The following is a 19134-nucleotide window of genomic DNA, read 5'->3' on the forward strand; positions in this document are numbered from 1 at the left end:
TGTGCATGCCGGGCCTTTTTCCGTTCAGTCCAGCGGCCCGATCCTGCCCAGCGGAATGAAGCCCAGCGTGGCGTTGCCCCTGACGATCTTAAGCGGCAGTGTCGGTTGCTTGCCCATCATCGCGAGAGCGCCGAAACCCTGCCTTATCTGCCGGGCCTGTTCCGGGATCGCCGTGGCCAGAACCTCCGCCACGGCTTCCGGACTGGTCACGCGGATCATCAGGTCCGCATCGATCAGGCCCTCTTCACCCACGGAACCGGAGCCGGAAACAGAAATGGCGGCTTCGCCGGAGGACAGCTGGAGGTGCGCGATGTCGAAGGCATGACCGCGCAGGCTGCGCGGAGTCGACCGGAGCAGGGCCACGCCGTTTTTCAGCCGCGCCTCGCCCGCGCCGTCGAGCGAAGGCACGTTGCGGCCGTCCAGCGCATCGGCGGTGATGTCCAGCTCCGCGAAACTGCCGCGATAGAGCAGATCGTCGCCCTCCGGCCACAGGTCGAGCGCGAGGTCGGTCACGTTGAACAGCGCAACGGGTTCGCTGTCCTCCGGATCGGTCTGGCCGGAAAGCCCCCGCGTCGTCAGCGTTAGGCGGCTCGGCATCGATCCCGGCAGACCGGTCCGGATATCGAGCTGGTCCCAGTCCAGCCACAGCGGAGCGAGACCCGGCGCCAGCGTGCGCAGCGGACCACGCAGGTTGACCTCGGTCGTCAGCGGACTGAAGATGCTTGTGCTGGCTTCCAGCGCGCCCGTCGTGGCGGCCATGCCCCTGGCATCGTCCTGATAGGCGAGCCCGTTGCACAGTACGGCAAGCTTCAGCGGATAGCCCTCGACGCGCAGCCGGGCGCAGTCGGACCGGATGCCCTGCCGCGAAAGATCGGCGATCGTCTGCTTCGCCCCGTCGCGGATCCGCTCCGCCAGATAGAACCAGCCGGCGCTGTAGAGCCCGAACAGGGCCGCCAGGAAAATCAGAAGCCACAGCAGCCCCCGCCGCCTTTTCGGTTGCGCCTCTTCACTTGACGTCATGCCGCCGCTCTCGCTAACCCGTTGATGCGAGGGAATGGACCCCGCGATATGGCACGGCGCGATTGTCGCCGTGCCCGACTCTGGTCTTGCGATATGGGCGATTTTTGGGTTTTTGGCTATGGCTCTCTGATCTGGCGGCCGGGCTTCGACTATATCGAGGCGCACCGCGCGCGCCTGCATGGCTATCGCCGCGCCCTGTGCATCTATTCCTTCGTCCATCGCGGCACGCCGGAGCGGCCCGGCCTCGTTCTCGGGCTGGACCGCGGCGGCTCCTGCATCGGCATGGCCTTCAGGGTGGAAGGCTCGGCACGCGAGCAGGTGATCGCCTATCTGCGCGAGCGCGAGCAGGTCACGGGCGTCTATCTGGAGCGCATGCTTCCCGTACATCCGGAAGGCGGGGGGCGCGCCGAGGCGGTGGCCTATGTGGCGGATCGCAGGCACAGCCAGTATGCCGGCGCGCTGGACGAGGACGCGGCGGCCGCGATGGTGCGCGGCGCTTCGGGCCAGTCGGGACCGAACGAGGATTACGTGGCGAACACGGTACGCCATTTGCAGGCGCTCGGCATTCGCGACCACTGGCTGGAAGATGTGGGCCGCCGGATTGCGCTTTAGGGATCGTCATTGGCAATTCGCCTCGCTGCCCTATCTTCGGCCCGGCACTGGCCTATGCTGCCGGTGATTCCCGAAAGGAGACTGATTTGCATAAGAGAACGCTCGGCCGCACCGGTCTTGAAATCGCGCCGCTGGTCTTCGGCGGCAACGTCTTCGGCTGGACCGCGGACGAAAGGACCTCTTTCGACCTGCTCGACCGTTTCGTCGATGCCGGGCTCGACGCCATCGATACGGCCGACGTCTATTCGCGCTGGGCGCCGGGCAATTCCGGCGGCGAATCCGAAACCATAATCGGCAACTGGCTGAAGAAAAGCGGCAAGCGCGACAAGGTCGTGCTCATAACCAAGGTCGGCTCCGACATAGGGCAGGGCCGGATCGATCTCTCGCCCATGCACATCGAGAAGGCGGTCGAAGCGTCGCTGAAGCGTCTTCAGACCGACGTGATCGACCTTTACCTCTCCCACTGGCCCGATCCGACCGTTCCCCATGCCGAAACGCTCGGCGCATACCAGCGCCTGATCGAGAAGGGCAAGGTGCGCCATGTCGGCGCCTCCAATCTGGACGCCGGACAGCTCAAGGCCGCGCTCGACGCGGCCGATCATCATAGCCTGCCGCGCTACGAAGTGCTTCAGCCCGCCTATAACCTCTATGACCGCAGCGAGTTCGACGGCCCGCTGCGCGACCTGTGCATGGCCAGGGGCATCGGCGTCATCAGCTATTACGGGCTGGCCAAGGGCTTCCTGTCAGGCAAGTACCGCAGCAAGGCGGATCTCGGCAAAAGCACGCGCGGCAGCAGCGTCGTGTCCTACCTGAACGAGCGCGGCATGCGCATCCTCGCCGCGCTGGACGATGTGTCGGGAAACCATGGCGTCACCCAGGCGCAGGTGGCGCTGGCATGGATCATGGCGCGGCCGGGCATCACGGCGCCCATCGCCTCCGCGACCTCGCTGGAGCAGCTCGAAAGCCTGATCGGCGCGGTGTCGCTGAAGCTTTCGGAAGCCGACATGAAAAGGCTGGACACCGCCAGCGCGCCCTGATGCGTCAGGGCAGGTCGGCGCCCAGTTCCTTCAGCCGCCTCACCGCCGTGGGCGGCATCGGCGGCGGGTTCGGCGCGCGGGCGGCCTCGATCAGCAGTTCATCGCACGCTGCTTCGGTTTCCGTCGTCAGCCTGTGCATGAACTCTTCCCTATCCAGTCCCGGCGGTATGGGCTTGAGGAAGCGCGCCTTGATGGTTCCCGGATAGCGCAGGAACTTGCGGCGTGGCCAGTAGAGCCCCGCCACATGGGCGACCGGGACCACCGGCACACCCAGCTGGGTATAGAGTTCGACGATGCCCCATTTGTAGTTCGGCACATCTCCGGGCGCACGGCGCGTGCCTTCCGGATAGATGATGAGCTGGCGCGGGTTGCGCGCCATCTCCGCCCTGGTGGCGATAACGACCTCCTTGAGCGCGCGGGCGCGGTTGCCGCGATTTACCGGGATCATGCGCATCTTGAGCAGATACCAGCCGAAGAACGGTATCCACATGAGCTCGCGCTTGAGGATGTAGATCGGGTCCCTGAGGTAAGGGAAAAAGGCGATCGTATCCCAGAACGACTGGTGCTTGGGGGCAAGGATGAAAGAGCCCTCCGGCAGGTTCTCCTGACCCGTGATTTCCTTGCGCGTGGCGGCGATCTTCTCATAAAGCCACATGCTGGAGCGCGACCAGAACCGGGGCACGAACCATGCCCGGTGCCGTGGCGACAGAAAATAATAGGGCGCCCAGAAGAACATCTGGAAGATCAGGCTGGCGTAGAAGGCGAAGTTGAAGGCCAGCGAGCGGATGTGAAGCATAGGGCGATGCAAGCCTGTAATCGGAGCAATGCCGGGGAAGCGCAGAGCGCCCTGCCGCCCGCAATTGCGTGGATGCGAAGGAACAGGCGCCTTCGTTACACCAGCTGCGGCAAAAATGGAAACCGGCGGGAAGGGGCCGGGATCATTCCTTTGCGGAAGCATCCGCCACCGACATGCCGGCGTGTTGCAGGCGCACCGGCACCACACCCCGGGCCAGCGCGACGAGATACTTGTTGTATTCGGTGAACAGGACCCTGAGCGCCTGCGGCTTCACCAGCCAGCTTCCGTCGTCGAGCTTCGAGTTGACCACCGGATAGGGTTCCAGCCGCGCATCCCGCAGCAGGCGGCCCATCTCCAGCAGGCTGCGCGGCATATGGTAGTTGTTGGTCACCAGAATGATGCTGCCATAGGCGTGCTCCTCGACCCATTTGGCGCTCTCCTCGGCGTTGCCGATGGTGTCGAGCGCAGCCCGGTCGATGTCGACGCAGCAGGCGAAGAGCTTGCTGTCGCCGCCCATGGCGAGCTGCAGCTGCTTGCGGCTGGCCGCCGGATGCACACCGCTGATCAGCAGGCGCTCGCCCTTGCCTGATTCGAGCAGGTTCATCGCCGCGTCGAGCCGCGACTGCCCGCCCGTCAGCACGATGATGGCATCGGCCTTCTGCGGGTCGAGAGGCGCGGTCATGCGGCTGACATGGCTGGAAAACCAACCGAAGCCGGCTACAAAGCAGGTGGCGACGGCAAGCGTGAAGATCGCAACGACGCGCAGCACAGCGCGGGCACGCCTGCGCGTTCTGACCTCAATGCGCGATGTCTGCACCATCCCGGCTGTCACACCTGTTTCCTTCCCAAGCAAGGATACATGGTAAACCGTGATTCGTGCGCTTTGGCGGAGTGCCGGATGCACATTGAGTTACGAATTGTTTCAGGTCGTGATGCGCGCCGTCACACATCTGCCTGCCCCGCTTCCAGATCGCTGAGATAGGCCACAACCGTCGCGTGGGACGTTGCCGCAGTGAGCGCCCCGATGACCACCACCATCATCAGCACGCCGAGATATCCGGCGGAACCGATGGCGAAATTGCCGAACAGGGCCGCAGCCTGATCGCCCTGCGGCGTCGCCATGTTGCGCGACGACCACCACGAGAAGGCGACGAACACGGCGATGGCGGCGACGCCGCCTGCCGCAGCTCCCTTCATGCCGGTGAACAGGAAACGGTTGCGGAACTGGCGGGCGATGAACGAAGCTTCCGCCCCCACGAAATGCAGCACCTCGATGATGTGGCCGTTGCCGGCCATGGCGCCGCGCGTGGCGAACACCACCGTCATCACCGTGGCCGACAGCATCAGCGCCAGCACGGCGATGCCGATCGTCACCGTCGTGTGCGCCATCGCCACCAGCCGGTCGACCCAGGTCCGGTGATCGTCCAGCGTGGCGCTGGGAACCGCCGTGGCTATGGCGGTGCGCATGGCGGCGAAATCCGGCGGGCTGTCCTCGTTTATCGTGACGATGACGAGGCGCGGCACCGGCAACTGCCCGATATCGAAGCCGGACCCCAGCCACGGCTCGAGCAGGCGAACGGTAGCGGCACGGTCCACGATGCGGGTGCCTTTCACGCCATCGAATTCGGAGGCGATGCCTGCGGCTGTGGCCAGCGCGATCTCCATGTCGATGCCATCCGCCGGCTTGATCTGGATTGTCGCCTCGCGTGAAATCTGGTTCTCCCACACGGATGCCGTGTCGCGCACCAGCGTCACCGCGCCGAAGGTAACGCAGGACAGGAAGGTCATGATGGCGATGACCACCACCAGCGCGCGGCCGGCAATGTTCTGGGCCGGCACGATGGGCGCGGTCTTGCGCGGCGCGCGTTCGGCCGGCACGGGACGCTCGAAATCCTCTTCAGCCGGGGGGGCGGCCTGAACGTCAGTCATAGATGTCCAGCCTTCCATTGGCCAGGATCAGCCGGCGCGCATCGACCTGATCCATCAGGGTGAGATCGTGGGTGGCGATGACCACCGCCGTGCCAAGCCTGTTCAGTTCGATGAACAGCCTGAGCAGCCGCCTTGCAAGCTGCGGATCGACATTGCCGGTCGGCTCGTCGGCAAGCAGGATCTCCGGCTGCTCGATCAGTGCGCGCGCAATCGCCGCGCGCTGCTTCTCGCCGCCGGAGAGCACCGGCGGCAGCACATGCATGCGCTCGCCCAGCCCCACCCACTTCAGCAGTTCCATCACGTCGGTGCGGTAGCTCGATTCCTCGCGGCCGCGCACGCGCAGCGGCAGCGCCACGTTCTCGTAGGTCGTCATGTGGTCGAGCAGGCGGAAATCCTGGAAGACGATGCCGATGCGCCGGCGCAGCAGCGGCAGTTCGGCCCGCGAGATGCGGGCGCGATCCTTGCCGAAGATGGTGATGAGGCCGCGTGTCGGCTTCAGCGACATGAACAGCAGGCGCAGAAGCGTCGTCTTGCCCGCGCCCGATGGGCCGCTCAGAAACTGGAACGAGCCGGCCGGTATGTGCAGGGAGATGTCGCGGAGAATCTCCGGACCCATGCCATAGCGCAGACCGACATTTTCGAAACGGATCACGTTGAACGACCTGAAAGCTGAACGGGCGAAGCGCCGACCGTTTCCTCAGGCCGAAAATCGTCAGGCATGGTTAATGGCAGGTTAAATTCCGGCAATTTCGTCACCGACAGGTGGCCTCCGGTCGTGAAGCATTAACCATTTTCCGGCTAGCTGGCCGGAACGATGTGCGAACGGGGACCAGCATGGCCGCCCACAAGATGGCACGACCGGTTTCCGGCGAAATCATGACCGCCCCGCGGGAACAGACCGACGGGAGCATTTTTTGCGCCTCTGCTGCGTGCGCGGACGATATCGTCGACGCCGACTATGTCACGCTCGGCACTGCTTCGGATATCCGCCCGGCGCGCGAAGACGCGGCAGACGTCAGGGCGAAGACCGGCGCGCCGCAGACGACGGCAGGCGGCATGGCGATGCTGCGCAGAAGCGAGCCGGTCCGCCCGCAACCCTTTGCCCGGTCCGCAGGTCCTGCCTTCTGGCTGGGCGGATGCGGTGTCGCCGCCGCCGCATTCTGGATAGCGGGCGGTCACGCCCTGGTGAGCGGCAGCGAGCTTCTCCGGTGGCCTCCCCAATCGGCGCTCAGCATTTCCGCCGTGACCTCGCACATCGATGATTCGGGAACGCGGGCGCTCCTGTTCGTCGATGGCGAGGCCGGCAATGACGGCACGGCGGCAGCGCAACTGCCGCCGCTGGAAATCCGCGTTACCGGCGATGATGGCCGTGTCACCCGCTACAGGTTGGGGACATTGGACCGCACATTGGCCCCGGGCGAAAGATTCGCCTTTTCGGGACGCGTCGAGGTGCCTAGAAACGGGGTGAAATCCGTATCCGTGGTCTTTGCCGGATAAAGCACCTCCCCCGAAAGCGGAAACCGGTTTCGGGATGGCGAGATGCGAAAAACGAACTGAAGCCAGAGAGATTCCAGCGGGAGTATCGCCAAAATGCCAATCGTGCGCGGCAAGGACATCGAAGTCCTGTTTTCAGCCTCGGCGATCGCCCGCCGCAATCTGGAACTGGCCAAGGAGATCGCCGGCCGCGAATATCACGACCTGCTGGTCATCTCGGTGCTGAAGGGCTCGTTCATCTTCGCCGCCGACCTGATCCGGGCCATGCACGATGCAGGGCTTGCCCCGGAGGTGGAGTTCATCTTCATCTCCTCCTACGGCGCCGGCACGGAGAGCGGCGAGGTCAGGGTGCTGCGCGACATCGACAACGAGGTTGCGGGCCGTGACGTGCTGCTGATCGACGACATTCTGGAATCGGGCAAGACATTGCAGTTCGCCCGTAATCTCATGCTTTCGCGCGGCGCGAAAAGCTGCTCGCTGGCGGTGCTGCTCGACAAGCGCATGCGCCGCAAGACCGACCTCGAAGCGGACTATGTGGGTTTCGACTGCCCCGACCATTTCGTCGTGGGTTACGGCATGGATGTGGGTCACGCCTTCCGCGAACTGCCCTTCGTCGGCATCGTCAAGGGCGATGCCTAGAGCATTTGCAGCCGGACGGAATCGTCCGGCGTAGCACAAATGCGGCCAGACAGGCAGCCGAAGCAACGAGGCGGCATGCGCCGGAATGCCCGGCACTTCGGGCAGGGCGGCGCGTAACTCTTTTCTTACCATGACGGGTCAGCAAAATTCAACTTTTGGCCGCCAGAGTCGGCCCCATGGCAAAGCTTCTGATCGTCGAGGACGATGATTCCGTCCGCATGTTCGTCTCCCGCGCGCTGGAACGCGCGGGCCACCAGATTCATATCGCCGCCGATGGCGCACAGGGGCTGGAAATGATCCGCGCCGCCGATGGCGGTTACGATCTCGTCGTCTCCGACATACGCATGCCCGAGATGGACGGCATCGGGATGGCCCTGTCGGCCGCGAAGAGCTTCCCCGGCCTGCGCATCCTGCTGATGACCGGCTATGCCGACCAGCGCGAACGCGCCGACGAACTGAACGGCGTCATCGTCGATGTCGTCAACAAGCCGTTCTCGCTGGCCGAAATCCGCGGCCGGGTCGATGCGGCGCTGGCGATGGAACTCACCCGCGCCGCCTGAGCCGGCCAGAACGGCGGACGCCCGGATAGATCCGGGCTGCCGCTCTATCTGTTTGTTTCAGCCGCATTTGGCAACGCCGGACGATTCGGTCCGGCTGCAAAATGCTCTACCGCGCTTCCAGAAGTCTTTCGAGATAGCGGCGCTCGACCTGCGGCGACAGCGCATCGCCGAGCCGCTTGCGGATCTCGTCGAGGATGCGGCGGGCGCGCTGAACGTCGATCTCGTCCGGCACCTTCACCGAATCGCCGAAATCCGGCCCCTGCGTGGCGCGCGGCCGGCCGAGCGGATCGCGGTCGGCGCTCTGCTGGCGGCCGCCCTGCCCCTGCTGGCCGTCCTCGCCCATCATCGCCTGCAATTGCTGCATCATGCCGCGCGCGCCCTGCCGCAACGCTTCGAGCGCCCGGCCCTGATGGCCGACGGCGCGGTCGCCCTCGCCTTCGCCAAGCGACTCGCCGGCCTGCCCCATCGATCGGTCGGCCTGCCCGAAGCCCTCGTTCGGCTGCATGCCCAGACCTTCGAGGTCCTTGCCGAGCTGCTGCAAGTCCTTCTGGAGCTGGCCCTGGCCTTCCTGCAATTGCCTGAGCGCCTCGGCCAGTTCCTCCGGGCTCATGCCGCCCTGACCCTGCTGGCCTTCGTTGCCCTGCTGACCCTGCTGCTCCTCGCCTTCCTCGCCCATCCGGCCCTCGTTGCGGCCATTGTCGCCGCGCTGCATCTGGTCGAGGCGGAAGGTCTCGTTCATCATCTCCTGCTGGCGGCGCATGATCTCGCCCAGCTTGTTCATCTGCTGGCTGAACTCGCCCTGCTGGCCCTGCTGGCCTTGCTGCGGCTGCGCCATCTGGAGGTTGTTCATCATGTCCTGAAGCTGGGCCAGGAGGTCCTCAGCCTGCTCGCGATTGCCCGAGCGGGCCAGATTCTCGATCTGGTCCAGCATGCGGTCGAGATCGCTCTGGCGCAGCTCCTGCCCGTTCTGCGGCATGCGGGCGTTGTTCTGGTTCTGGTTGCGTTGCGCGAACTCGCGCAGGAAATCGTTCATCGCCTGCCGCAATTCCTGCATCAGCTTCTGGATTTCCTCGTCGGAAGCGCCATTGCGCAGGGCCTCCTGCAGGGCCTGCTGCGCCTGCCGCAGGCGCTGTTCCGCATCCGAAAGGCTGCCGTCCTCGATGCCCAGCGCCACCTGCCACAGATAGGACACCACATCGCGAAGCTGATCGTCGCTCTCCGCCAGCCTGAGGCGGCTGCGCGCGCTCATCAGCGCCAGATAGCTGGTGGGACTGTCGAACGTATCCTCGGGGCGCAGCGTGACGGCGTCCATCAGGTCGAGCACGCGCTGCTTGGCGTTGGCGTCGAGGCCAAGCAGGCGGCGATGCTCGATCACCGCCCGTGCCAGCGGATTGGTGAAGGTCCGCTCCGGCATCACCATGGCGACGGTCTCGCTGTTGGCGCTTTGGCCGGCATCGTCGGTGGCCGAAAGCGTCAGCCGGATGGAACTGCCGGCCCACACATGCTCGGTCAGGTCCTTCGAGGTCTTGGCCGCATTCGCCTTGGAACCGCGCCGCGGCAGGTTGAGCTTTATTTCCGGCGCATCGTAGAGCGGGCGCGCATCGGGAGCGGGCGCTTGCGTCAGCTCGAACCCGGCCTCGGCCTGCGCCGCGCCATAATCGTCCTCGATCTCGTATTGCAGTTCGAGCGTGCCGTTGACGGCGCGCTTCGGCTCGCCGGCAAAGCGGATCAGCGGCGGCTTGTCCGGCGTCACCGAAAAGGCCCAGCGGCCGATTTCCTGCCGGCCCGATTGCAGCACAAGTTCGCCGTCCTGCGTGAGCGTTCCGGCGAACTGCCTGACGCCGCCCGCAACAGGCGCCGTATCGCTCTCGGACGCCTTGGCGGGATCGATCGCCTGCGCCTCGCGACCTGAAGGCGCATAGCTCAGCGTTTCATCGCCCGATCCGCCGGTGACGCGCAGGGAAAGCGCGCTGTCCTGCGGCGCCGTGAAGGCCGAAACGCCACGGTTGGCATCGGCGGTCAGGAACATCGGCGCCTTGCCGGTATAGGGCGGCGGCGTCACCCAGGCATCGATGCGCGGCGCAACCGCCTCACGCGCCGCCGCCGGCCGGAAGGGATCGGAGAGCCGGCCGCCGAGCGGGCCGAACGAGAAGGCGAAAGAGATGAACAGCAACAGCGCGACAGCCGCGCGCAGGCCCCAGGGATCGCGCTCGGGAATCCGCGCATCGGGAACGGCGGCGTCGAGGCGTCCGAGGCTTGCGGCCATGCGCTTCTGATGCTCGCGCCACAGCGCTTCGCCAAAGGGCGTTTGCGAACCGCTCGGCCTGTCGGCAAGCGTGCGAAGCGGGTTGTGCTCAAGCCTGTTGGCCGATTCGAGGCGGCGGTCGATCTCCGCCGCTGACGGCGGGCGGAAGGAACGCAGCGGCCACAGCGCCGCCAGCGCACCAAGCCCGAAGATCGCCACCAGCGCGGTGCGCAGGCCATCCGGCATCAGCGCGAACACGCCGAACCAGGACAGGCTGACGAAAAGCCCGACGACCAGCAAAAGCGGCAGGACCAGCGGCCAGAAACGCTCGGCGATCATCGCCGCGCACGTCATTGTGCGGCTGAAAAGAAGCCGCTGCTTCAGTCTCCGGGGGATGCTTGCGTCGCGGCGGTCAGTCATCGGCCTTTCCGTGGCCGGCCCTATGGCATGGCCTCTTCGCCAACATTAGCAGTCCAACCATAACAGCAAAGACGGCAAAGGCGAGGCGGCTTCCCGAAAACGTGATCGGAGCGCCCGCCTCGAAACACGCGAGACACGGCATCCGCAACCGCGCCCATCCGGCCTTCAGAGCCAGTCGGGCACGCTGTCGAGCCCGATCAGCTCCTCATAGGTCTGGCGCCTGCGTACGACGGCGAAGCGGTCGCCATCGACCAGAACCTCGGGAACGAGACGGCGGGTGTTGTAGGTGCCGGACTGCACGGCGCCATAGGCGCCGGCCGTGGAAACGGCCACCAGATCGCCTGGCCCCATGCGCGGCAGATTGCGGTCGAGCCCGAGATAATCGCCCGTCTCGCACACCGGCCCCACCACATCGGCCCTGATCCATTCCACATCGGCGGCAGGTTCCGCCACCGGCCGGATGGCATGATAAGCCTCGTAGAGCGTCGGGCGGATCAGGTCGTTCATGCCCGCATCGACAATGAGGAAGTTCTTCGCCTCGGCTTCCTTGAGATAGATCACCTCGGTGACGAGGATGCCGGCATTGCCGACGATCAGCCGGCCCGGCTCGAAGACCAGCCTGACGCCCATATCGCCGAAGCGCTTGCGCACGATCTCGCCATAGGCCACGGGAAGCGGCGGCGGCGAGTTGTCCTGATGGTAGGGAACGCCGAGGCCGCCTCCCATGTCGACATGGGTGATGTCATGCCCGTCCGCGCGGAGCTGCCCGACCAGTTCCGCCATCAGCGCGAAGGCGTTGTCGAACGGCTCCAGATCGGTGATCTGGCTGCCGATATGGGCATCGACGCCGCTGACCTTCAGGCCGGGAAGCGATGCCGCGCGGGCATAGACCTCGCGCGCCCGCGACAGCGGAATGCCGAACTTGTTCTCCGACTTGCCGGTCGCGATCTTGGCATGGGTGCGCGCATCGACATCCGGGTTGATGCGCAGCGATACCGGAGCCACCTTGCCGAGCGCCGTGGCCCGCGCCGACAACAGCTCCAGCTCCGGCTCGGATTCCACGTTGAAGCAGCAGATGCCGGCCTCCAGCGCGAAGTCCATTTCGCCAGACGTCTTGCCGACGCCCGAGAACACGATCTTGCCGGCAGGAATGCCGGCGGCGAGCGCGCGGCGGATCTCGCCTTCCGAAACCGTGTCGGCCCCGGCGCCAAGCTTCGCCAGCGTCTTCAGGACGGCCTGGTTGGAGTTGGCCTTGAGCGCGTAGCACACCAATGTGTCGAGCCCGGCGAACGCCTGGCTGAACACATTGAAATGGCGCGTCAGCGTCGCCGTGGAATAGCAGTAGAACGGCGTGCCGACGGCGGCTGCGATCGCCCTGATCGAGACGTCCTCGGCGTGCAGGACGCCGTCGCGATATTCGAAATGGTTCAAGGTGAAGGTCCGGAAATCAGATCAGCTTGTCGAGAATGAATGGCTTGTCGTTGTCCGGTTTCTGCGGCTCCGGCGGCAGCGGTTCCTTGTTGCGCTCCGCTTCCTTGCGTGCCTCGACCGCCGCTTCATAGGGCGTATCGAGGCCCGACTTGCGCCCGCAGGCGGCAACCGTAACCGTCGCGGCGACCAGCGCCAGCGTCACAAACATCCTGCCTGCGGTCATCGTTCCATCCGTCCGTGCTTCTGCCCACCGCTTTTAGACAAGTTTGGTCGCCAATGCACCCGGCTTCAAGCCTTGGCGAGACGCTTTTTCCAGTAGCGCACCTGACGACGCACCTCGGCAGGCGCGGTGCCGCCGAAGCTCTGCCGGCTCTTCACCGAGTTCTGCACCGAAAGAACCGAGAAGATGTCTGCGGTGATGCCTTCATGGATGGACTTCAGATCCTCCAGCGTGAGCTTTTCCAGCCCCACCTTCTTTTCCTCCGCCAGCGCCACCGCGCGCCCGGTGACGTGATGCGCCTCGCGGAACGGGATGCCGAGCTCGCGCACCAGCCAGTCGGCCAGATCGGTGGCGGTGGAGAAGCCGGAGCCTGCCGCCTTCTTCATGGCGGCAGCGTTCACCGTCATGTCACGCACCATTCCGGTCATCGCCGCCAGCATCAGGTCGAGCGTTTCCGCCGCGTCGAACACGGCTTCCTTGTCCTCCTGCATGTCCTTGGAATAGGTCAGCGGCAGGCCCTTCATCACCGTCAGAAGGCCGATCAGATGGCCGTTGAGGCGACCGGTCTTGGCCCGCACCAGTTCAGCCGCGTCCGGATTCTTCTTCTGCGGCATGATCGAGGAGCCGGTGGAGAAGCTGTCGGACAGGCGCACGAAGCCGAATTGCGGCGTCGACCAGATGACGATCTCCTCCGCCAGCCGCGACAGATGCGTGCCGGCGATGGAGGCGACGGACAGGAACTCCAGCGCATAGTCGCGGTCGGAAACGCTGTCGAGCGAATTGCGGGTCGGCTCGCGGAAGCCCAGCGCCTTCGCCGTCATGTGGCGGTCGATGGGGAAGCCGGTGCCGGCAAGGGCTGCGGCCCCCAGCGGGCTCTCGTCCATCCGCACGATGGCGTCGCGCACCCGCGAAAGATCGCGTGCGAACATCTCGGCATAGGCAAGGCAATGATGGCCGAAGGTGACGGGCTGCGCGGTCTGGAGATGGGTGAAGCCGGGCATGACGGTGGCGGCATGCTCTTCCGCGCGCTCCACGAACGCCGCGATCAGACCTTTGAGGGCTTCGGCGACCCGGTGGAATTCATCTTTCACCCACAGCCGGAAATCGACCGCCACCTGATCGTTGCGCGAGCGCGCGGTGTGCAGGCGTCCGGCGGCCGGGCCGATCAGCTCGGCCAGCCGCGCCTCGATGTTCATGTGGATGTCTTCGAGCTTCGTGGAAAAGGCGAAGTTGCCGTCCTCGATCTCCTTGAGGATCGCCTTCAGGCCGTCGGCGATCTTCTTGCTGTCGTCTGCCGAAATTATGCCGGTTTTGGCCAGCATCTCGCTATGGGCGAGGGAGCCCCTTACATCCTGTGCGTAGAGCTTGCGGTCATAGCCGATGGAGGCGTTGATCGCTTCCATGATCGCGGCGGGACCCGAGGCAAATCGTCCGCCCCACATCTGGTTGCTGGCCTTCTTGTCGGTCATCGCTATAACCCCTGTCCGGAGCAGTTGATAAAATGGCAGACGGCAGAAAACTCTTCCCCACCCCGCGCCTGATTGCGGCGGCCCTTGTGGCCGGTGCCGCAGCCGGCGCGCTCGCGGTATATGTCAGCGGCGGCCTTTCTGGCAACAACGCACCGGGCGCGACTGCCGCGGTTGCCGAAAATGACCGCGTATGCGCCGCCAGGGCTGAGCGCGCCAGGGAAGTTGCTGCGGCCGCGACCGGACATGTCGCCGCCATGCTGCCCGCCGATCCGCCGCAATCTCTCTCCGCCCTCGCCTTCAACGATCCGGATGGAAAGCCGGCTACCCTTGCCGGTCACGCCGGCAAAACCGTGCTCGTCAATCTGTGGGCGACATGGTGTGCGCCGTGCCGTGCCGAAATGCCCGCGCTGGATCAGCTTCAGGAGAAAATGGGCGGCGACGGATTCGAGGTCGTGGCTATCAATGTCGACACCGGCGACGATACGAAGCCGAAAGCCTTTCTCAGCGAAATCGGCGTTTCCAGCCTCGGCTATTACAGCGACCATTCCATGGGCGTGTTCAACGATCTGAAAACCAAAGGGCTGGCGCTCGGGCTTCCCGTTACGGTGCTGGTCGACGACGAAGGATGCCTGCTGGCCCATATGAATGGACCGGCGGAATGGTCCACCCCGGATGCGCTGAAGTTTATAGAAACGGCGCTGGGTGACGCAAAGTAAAGCCTGATTTCCACACGATCCTTAACCGGCTTTCATCGTATCGACACGCAACTGTTGTCTGTCTGTCATATTCGCCCCATACTTCCGATCACGGAACTGAACTCCATTCGGTCAACGATGTATCGGGAGATGACGATGAAGATTCTTGGTATCGCAGCAGGTTTTGCTACCGCACTCACCCTCTGTTCCTCGGTCTCGGCTCTCGCCGCCACCCAGATCAGCTGGTGGCACGCCATGACCGGCGCCAATGCCGAAGTGGTGGAAAAGATCGCCGGCGATTTCAACGCCAGCCAGAGCGACTATGAGGTCGTCCCGGTCTTCAAGGGCACCTATCCCGAAACGCTGAACGCCGGCATCGCCGCCTTCCGCGCCGGTCAGGCCCCCGACATCATCCAGGTCTTCGACGTCGGCACCGGCGTCATGATGGCCGCCGAGGGCGCGATCCGTCCGGTCGCCGAGGTTCTGGAAGGCGCCGGGCTGAAATTCGACAAGAGCCAGTATCTGCCCGGCATCGTCGCCTATTATTCAAAGCCCGACGGCACCATGCTGTCCTTCCCCTACAATTCGTCCTCGCCGATCCTCTACTACAACAAGGATGTGTTCGAGAAAGCCGGCCTCGACGTGAACAACCCGCCCAGGACATGGGGCGAGGTTTTCGAGGCCGCGAAGAAGATCAAGACCAGCGGCGCCGCTGCCTGCGGCTACACCTCGACCTGGCTCACCTGGATCCATCTCGAGAACTTCGCCGCATGGAACAACATCTCCTACGGCACCAACGAGAACGGCCTTGCCGGCGGCGATGTCGAACTGAAGATCAACGCGCCGCTCTACGTCGACCACTTCCAGGCGATCGCCGATCTGGCAAAGGATGGCACCTTCAAATATGGCGGCCGCACCTCGGAAGCCAAGCAGCTCTTCCTCGCCGGCGAATGCGGCATCCTCACCGAATCGTCGGGCGGCCTCGGCGACATCGTCAAGTCGGGCATGAACTACGGCATCGGCCAACTGCCCTATGACGAGAACGGTGTGGGCCCGCAGAACACCACGCCCGGCGGCGCCAGCCTGTGGGTGATGGCCGGCAAGTCCGACGAGCAGTACAAGGGCGTTGCCGCCTTCTTCAACTATCTGTCCCAGACCGACGTGCAGCAGTTCCTGCATGAGCAGTCCGGCTACCTGCCGGTGACGCTGGCCGCCTATGAGGCGACCAAGGGTTCGGACTTCTACGAGAAGAACCCCGGCCGCGAGACGCCGATCCTGCAGATGATGGGCAAGGCGCCGACCGAGAACTCCAAGGGCGTGCGCCTCGCCAACCTGCCGCAGGTGCGCGACATCCAGAACGAGGAGTTCGAAAAGATGCTGGCCGGCCAGCAGACCGCCCAGCAGGCGCTCGATGCAGCCGTGCAGCGCGGCAACGCCGCGATCAAGGATGCGATCGGCAACTAGGCCCTCGTATGAATACCGATCAGGGGCGGCATTCCTTGCCGCCCCTTTCCGCCATCCATGCCATGCTTCCTTCCACGGCCGGCGGCAGGCACGACGGCACGAAATTCTGCATTTGCGGCGGCGCGCGTCCGGCCACTGCTGAACCGATGTCTGGAAACGGGGACGCCAGGGCTGGAGGAGAGGCCATCGCATGACGCCACGCGTCGTTTTTCCAAACCGCATCCTGCCCTATCTGCTGCTGGCTCCCCAGCTCGCCATCACGCTGGTGTTCTTCTATCTGCCGGCGGTACAGGCGCTCTACCAGTCCATGCTGCGCGAGGACCCCTTCGGCCTCAGGTCCCGTTTCGTGTGGTTCGCCAATTTCAGGAAGGTGCTGGCAGATCCCGCCTATCTGAACGCGCTCCACGTCACCGTCGTCTTTTCCGTGGCGACCGCCGTCGTCGCCATGGGGGTGGCCCTGCTTCTGGCGGTGATGGCCGACAAGGTGGTGCGCAGCCGCGGCCTTTACCGCACCCTGCTGATCTGGCCCTATGCGGTGGCGCCGGCCATTGCGGGCATGCTGTTCCTGTTCATGTTCAACCCCTCCATCGGCACGCTGGCCGTGCTGCTGCGCAAGGCCGGCATAGCGTGGGACCCGCTGCTCAATTCGACCGATGCCATGGTGCTTGTGGTGACGGCTGCCGCCTGGAAGCAGATCAGCTACAATTTCCTGTTCTTCGTCGCCGGCCTTCAGGCGATCCCGAAAAGCCTGATCGAGGCGGCAGCCATCGACGGCGCGAGGGAGGTGAAGCGCTTCTGGACCATCGTCTTCCCGCTGCTGGCGCCAACGACCTTCTTCCTGCTGGTCATCAACACCACCTATGCCTTCTTCGATACCTTCGGCATCATCCACGCGGTGACCGGCGGCGGCCCGGGCAAGGCGACGGAAACGCTGGTCTACAAGGTCTACAATGACGGCTTCGTCAACCTGATCCTTGGCGAATCCGCCGCGCAATCGGTGATCCTGATGATCATCGTCATCGCGCTCACCGCCATCCAGTTCCGCTACGTGGAAAGGAAGGTGCACTATGGCTAGAGCATCGGACCGAAAAGTGGCATCCGGTTTTCGGAAAGATCCGGTGCTCCAACAAAAAAGCCCTAAAACTCCGGCCAGCGGGCATGACAAGCTGATGATCGGTCAGTCGTCGGCCGGCATCTGGCTCGCCCACGCCATCCTCATCCTCGGCGTGGTCATCGTCGCCTTTCCGATCTACTACACCTTCGTCGCCTCCACCCATTCGCTGCAGACGATCCTGCGCCCGCCGCTGCCGCTGCTGCCGGGGCCGGAATTCTGGACCAATTATTCGCAGGCGCTGACCGGCGGCGGCACCCGTATCGGCGGCGTCGGTGTCGTCACCCTGCTCGTCAACACCACCGTGATGGCGCTGGGCATCGCCATCGGCAAGATCGTCATCTCGATCCTGTCGGCCTATGCCATCGTGTTCTTCCGCTTTCCGTTCCGGATGACATTCTTCTGGGTCATCTTCATCACCCTGATGCTGCCCGTCGAGGTGCGCATCCTGCCGACCTACAAGGTGATGGTCGATCTCGGCCTCATCGACACCTATGCCGGGCTGATCGTGCCGCTGATCGCCTCGGCGACGGCAACGCTTCTGTTCAGGCAGTTCTTCATGACCATTCCGGGCGAGCTGGTCGAGGCCGCGCGCGTCGACGGCGCGGGGCCGTGGCGCTTCTTCTTCGATATCCTGCTGCCGCTGTCGCGCACCAACATCGCGGCGCTGTTCGTCATCCTCTTCATCTACGGATGGACGCAATATCTGTGGCCGCTTCTGGTCACCAACAGCAACGACATGAACACCATCGTCATCGCGCTGCGCAAGATGATCTCCTTTGCCGATGCCGACACCCAGTGGCACCTCGTCATGGTGACGTCGATCCTCGCCATCATACCGCCGATCGTGGTGGTGGTGGCCATGCAACGGTGGTTCGTCAAGGGCCTGGTCGAGTCGGAGAAATAGAATATGGCGACAGTCGATCTCAACGATGTGCGCAAGGTGTATGCCGGCGGTTTCGAGGCGGTAAAGGGCGTCTCGATCGCCATTCCCGACAAGGCGCTGTGCGTTCTGGTCGGACCCTCGGGCTGCGGCAAGTCCACGCTGCTGCGCATGATCGCCGGGCTGGAGACCATCTCGTCCGGCACGATCTCCATCGATGGCAAGGTCGTCAACAATATCGGCCCCACCGACCGCGACATCGCCATGGTGTTCCAGAACTACGCGCTCTATCCGCATATGAGCGTCTACGACAACATGGCCTACGGCCTGCGCAATCGCGGCACGCCGAAGCCCGAGATCGACAGCCGCGTGCGTGCCACGGCCAAGACCCTCGAGCTCGATCAGCTTCTCGACCGCAAGCCGCGCCAGCTTTCCGGCGGCCAGCGCCAGCGCGTCGCCATGGGCCGCGCCATCGTGCGCAACCCCAAGGTCTTCCTGTTCGACGAGCCGCTTTCCAATCTCGACGCCAAGCTTCGGGGCCAGATGCGTGTCGAGATCAAGAACCTTCAGCGCAATCTGGGCGTCACGTCCGTCTACGTCACCCACGACCAGCTCGAAGCCATGACGCTGGCCGACATGCTGGTGGTCATGAACGCCGGCGTGATCGAGCAGATCGGCGCGCCGATGGACGTCTACGAAAAACCGGCCTCGACCTTCGTCGCCGCCTTCATCGGCGCTCCGCCCATGAACCTGATGGCACTGACGCATGGGGCGGACGGCACGGCGACGGTGGCGGGAGGAGCGAAGATCGCCGGCCACGTGCCCGAACAGGCAGCGATCCTCGGCCTGCGGCCCGAGGATGCGATCGTCCCGGCGCCCGACGCCACGCAAAAAGGCGCGCTCTCACTGCCGGTGGCGGTGGAGGCCGTGGAACCTGTCGGGATGGAAAGCTTCCTGCACTGTGCCATCGCAGGCGAGCGCATCGTGGTGCGGGTGCCGGGCCGCAGCATGGTCCAGCCCGGCGACCGGCTGGAGATCGCAGCCGGCCTCGACCGGCTGCACTTCTTCGACAAGGACGGCAGGCGGGTTTGAAACCCGCCCGGCCTTTG

19 protein-coding genes are annotated in these 19134 nt (G+C 64.6%); 10 read left to right on the plus strand and 9 right to left on the minus strand.

All coding sequences use genetic code 11. From position 1 onward, the window contains the following. Nucleotides 1-24 precede the first annotated feature (24 nt). Entirely contained in the window at nucleotides 25-1020 is a 996-nt protein-coding gene (locus DES43_RS03355; RefSeq protein ID WP_035022124.1) for a DUF2125 domain-containing protein, read from the minus strand. Between the two features lie 93 nt (nucleotides 1021-1113). On the opposite strand from DES43_RS03355, the gene DES43_RS03360 reads away from it, so the two are divergent. Together DES43_RS03360 and DES43_RS03365 are read left to right on the plus strand one after the other, a co-directional pair. Next, nucleotides 1114-1632: a gamma-glutamylcyclotransferase gene (locus DES43_RS03360; RefSeq protein ID WP_035022127.1), complete on the plus strand. Its 519-nt coding sequence runs from the start codon at nucleotides 1114-1116 to the stop codon at nucleotides 1630-1632. Nucleotides 1633-1718: 86 nt separating this feature from the next. Further along, nucleotides 1719-2669, plus strand: a complete 951-nt coding sequence (locus tag DES43_RS03365; RefSeq protein ID WP_035022129.1) for an aldo/keto reductase — start codon at nucleotides 1719-1721, stop codon at nucleotides 2667-2669. A gap of 4 nt (nucleotides 2670-2673) precedes the next feature. On the opposite strand, the gene DES43_RS03370 is transcribed toward DES43_RS03365, so the two are convergent. From DES43_RS03370 to ftsE, 4 genes are all read right to left on the minus strand, one after another. Beyond that, entirely contained in the window at nucleotides 2674-3465 is a 792-nt protein-coding gene (locus DES43_RS03370; RefSeq protein WP_035022132.1) for a lysophospholipid acyltransferase family protein, read from the minus strand. 142 nt (nucleotides 3466-3607) lie between these two features. Then, nucleotides 3608-4285 carry a YdcF family protein gene (locus DES43_RS03375; protein ID WP_051520308.1) on the minus strand — a complete coding sequence of 226 codons (678 nt, stop codon included), beginning with the start codon at nucleotides 4283-4285 and terminating at the stop codon, nucleotides 3608-3610. 122 nt (nucleotides 4286-4407) lie between these two features. Beyond that, nucleotides 4408-5394, minus strand: a complete 987-nt coding sequence (locus DES43_RS03380; RefSeq protein WP_035022134.1) for a cell division protein FtsX — start codon at nucleotides 5392-5394, stop codon at nucleotides 4408-4410. Beyond that, entirely contained in the window at nucleotides 5387-6046 is a 660-nt protein-coding gene (ftsE, locus tag DES43_RS03385) for a cell division ATP-binding protein FtsE (RefSeq protein WP_035022137.1), read from the minus strand. The genes DES43_RS03380 and ftsE overlap by 8 nt, the downstream gene beginning before the upstream one ends. 182 nt (nucleotides 6047-6228) lie before the next feature. Here ftsE and DES43_RS03390 point away from each other — a divergent pair, with 182 nt between their 5' ends. The 3 genes from DES43_RS03390 (at nucleotide 6229) to DES43_RS03400 (ending at nucleotide 8087) form a co-directional block, all read left to right on the plus strand. Continuing rightward, complete coding sequence (locus tag DES43_RS03390; RefSeq protein ID WP_035022138.1) at nucleotides 6229-6891, plus strand: hypothetical protein; 663 nt, start codon at nucleotides 6229-6231, stop codon at nucleotides 6889-6891. A gap of 93 nt (nucleotides 6892-6984) precedes the next feature. Beyond that, on the plus strand, nucleotides 6985-7527 hold the full coding sequence (hpt, locus tag DES43_RS03395; protein WP_035022141.1) for a hypoxanthine phosphoribosyltransferase: 543 nt from the start codon (nucleotides 6985-6987) through the stop codon (nucleotides 7525-7527). A 176-nt stretch (nucleotides 7528-7703) separates the two neighbouring features. Next, on the plus strand, nucleotides 7704-8087 hold the full coding sequence (locus DES43_RS03400; protein WP_035022143.1) for a response regulator: 384 nt from the start codon (nucleotides 7704-7706) through the stop codon (nucleotides 8085-8087). 106 nt (nucleotides 8088-8193) lie between these two features. Here DES43_RS03400 and DES43_RS03405 read toward each other — a convergent pair whose 3' ends face one another. The 4 genes from DES43_RS03405 to argH all read right to left on the minus strand — a co-directional run bounded on the left by DES43_RS03405 (nucleotide 8194) and on the right by argH (nucleotide 13872). After that, nucleotides 8194-10752: a TIGR02302 family protein gene (locus DES43_RS03405; protein WP_035022146.1), complete on the minus strand. Its 2559-nt coding sequence runs from the start codon at nucleotides 10750-10752 to the stop codon at nucleotides 8194-8196. Between the two features lie 165 nt (nucleotides 10753-10917). Further along, the gene (gene lysA, locus DES43_RS03410) at nucleotides 10918-12183 is read right to left on the minus strand and encodes a diaminopimelate decarboxylase (protein ID WP_035022148.1); all 1266 of its coding nucleotides are present in this window, start codon (nucleotides 12181-12183) and stop codon (nucleotides 10918-10920) included. A gap of 16 nt (nucleotides 12184-12199) precedes the next feature. Then, the gene (locus DES43_RS03415) at nucleotides 12200-12406 is read right to left on the minus strand and encodes a lipoprotein (RefSeq protein WP_035022151.1); all 207 of its coding nucleotides are present in this window, start codon (nucleotides 12404-12406) and stop codon (nucleotides 12200-12202) included. 65 nt (nucleotides 12407-12471) lie between these two features. After that, nucleotides 12472-13872, minus strand: a complete 1401-nt coding sequence (argH, locus tag DES43_RS03420) for an argininosuccinate lyase (protein ID WP_035022154.1) — start codon at nucleotides 13870-13872, stop codon at nucleotides 12472-12474. A gap of 32 nt (nucleotides 13873-13904) precedes the next feature. Here argH and tlpA point away from each other — a divergent pair, with 32 nt between their 5' ends. The 5 genes from tlpA (at nucleotide 13905) to DES43_RS03445 (ending at nucleotide 19117) form a co-directional block, all read left to right on the plus strand. Next, nucleotides 13905-14588 carry a thiol:disulfide interchange protein TlpA gene (tlpA, locus tag DES43_RS03425; protein WP_035022157.1) on the plus strand — a complete coding sequence of 228 codons (684 nt, stop codon included), beginning with the start codon at nucleotides 13905-13907 and terminating at the stop codon, nucleotides 14586-14588. Between the two features lie 129 nt (nucleotides 14589-14717). Further along, nucleotides 14718-16031, plus strand: a complete 1314-nt coding sequence (ugpB, locus tag DES43_RS03430; protein WP_084496374.1) for a sn-glycerol-3-phosphate ABC transporter substrate-binding protein UgpB — start codon at nucleotides 14718-14720, stop codon at nucleotides 16029-16031. Between the two features lie 190 nt (nucleotides 16032-16221). Then, nucleotides 16222-17106, plus strand: a complete 885-nt coding sequence (gene ugpA / locus DES43_RS03435) for a sn-glycerol-3-phosphate ABC transporter permease UgpA (protein WP_035022162.1) — start codon at nucleotides 16222-16224, stop codon at nucleotides 17104-17106. Nucleotides 17107-17200: 94 nt separating this feature from the next. Further along, nucleotides 17201-18049: a sn-glycerol-3-phosphate ABC transporter permease UgpE gene (ugpE, locus tag DES43_RS03440; RefSeq protein ID WP_035022166.1), complete on the plus strand. Its 849-nt coding sequence runs from the start codon at nucleotides 17201-17203 to the stop codon at nucleotides 18047-18049. 3 nt (nucleotides 18050-18052) lie between these two features. Beyond that, nucleotides 18053-19117, plus strand: coding sequence for a sn-glycerol-3-phosphate import ATP-binding protein UgpC (locus DES43_RS03445; RefSeq protein WP_035022169.1), 1065 nt, complete (start codon nucleotides 18053-18055; stop codon nucleotides 19115-19117). The last annotated feature ends 17 nt before the right edge of the window (nucleotides 19118-19134 follow it).

The sequence above is a fragment of the Aquamicrobium defluvii genome, from assembly GCF_004363725.1.
GTDB classification, from domain to species: Bacteria; Pseudomonadota; Alphaproteobacteria; order Rhizobiales; family Rhizobiaceae; genus Mesorhizobium; species Mesorhizobium defluvii.

Coding starts and splice junctions, on each gene's coding strand:
- DES43_RS03355 (WP_035022124.1), bottom strand. CDS start 1,020: ATGACGTCAAGTGAAGAGGCGCAACCGAAAAGGCGGCGGGGGCTGCTG.
- DES43_RS03360 (WP_035022127.1), top strand. CDS start 1,114: ATGGGCGATTTTTGGGTTTTTGGCTATGGCTCTCTGATCTGGCGGCCG.
- DES43_RS03370 (WP_035022132.1), bottom strand. CDS start 3,465: ATGCTTCACATCCGCTCGCTGGCCTTCAACTTCGCCTTCTACGCCAGC.
- DES43_RS03375 (WP_051520308.1), bottom strand. CDS start 4,285: ATGGTGCAGACATCGCGCATTGAGGTCAGAACGCGCAGGCGTGCCCGC.
- DES43_RS03380 (WP_035022134.1), bottom strand. CDS start 5,394: ATGACTGACGTTCAGGCCGCCCCCCCGGCTGAAGAGGATTTCGAGCGT.
- DES43_RS03390 (WP_035022138.1), top strand. CDS start 6,229: ATGGCCGCCCACAAGATGGCACGACCGGTTTCCGGCGAAATCATGACC.
- hpt (WP_035022141.1), top strand. CDS start 6,985: ATGCCAATCGTGCGCGGCAAGGACATCGAAGTCCTGTTTTCAGCCTCG.
- DES43_RS03400 (WP_035022143.1), top strand. CDS start 7,704: ATGGCAAAGCTTCTGATCGTCGAGGACGATGATTCCGTCCGCATGTTC.
- DES43_RS03405 (WP_035022146.1), bottom strand. CDS start 10,752: ATGACTGACCGCCGCGACGCAAGCATCCCCCGGAGACTGAAGCAGCGG.
- DES43_RS03415 (WP_035022151.1), bottom strand. CDS start 12,406: ATGACCGCAGGCAGGATGTTTGTGACGCTGGCGCTGGTCGCCGCGACG.
- argH (WP_035022154.1), bottom strand. CDS start 13,872: ATGACCGACAAGAAGGCCAGCAACCAGATGTGGGGCGGACGATTTGCC.
- tlpA (WP_035022157.1), top strand. CDS start 13,905: ATGGCAGACGGCAGAAAACTCTTCCCCACCCCGCGCCTGATTGCGGCG.
- ugpB (WP_084496374.1), top strand. CDS start 14,718: ATGACGATGAAGATTCTTGGTATCGCAGCAGGTTTTGCTACCGCACTC.
- ugpA (WP_035022162.1), top strand. CDS start 16,222: ATGACGCCACGCGTCGTTTTTCCAAACCGCATCCTGCCCTATCTGCTG.
- ugpE (WP_035022166.1), top strand. CDS start 17,201: ATGATCGGTCAGTCGTCGGCCGGCATCTGGCTCGCCCACGCCATCCTC.
- DES43_RS03445 (WP_035022169.1), top strand. CDS start 18,053: ATGGCGACAGTCGATCTCAACGATGTGCGCAAGGTGTATGCCGGCGGT.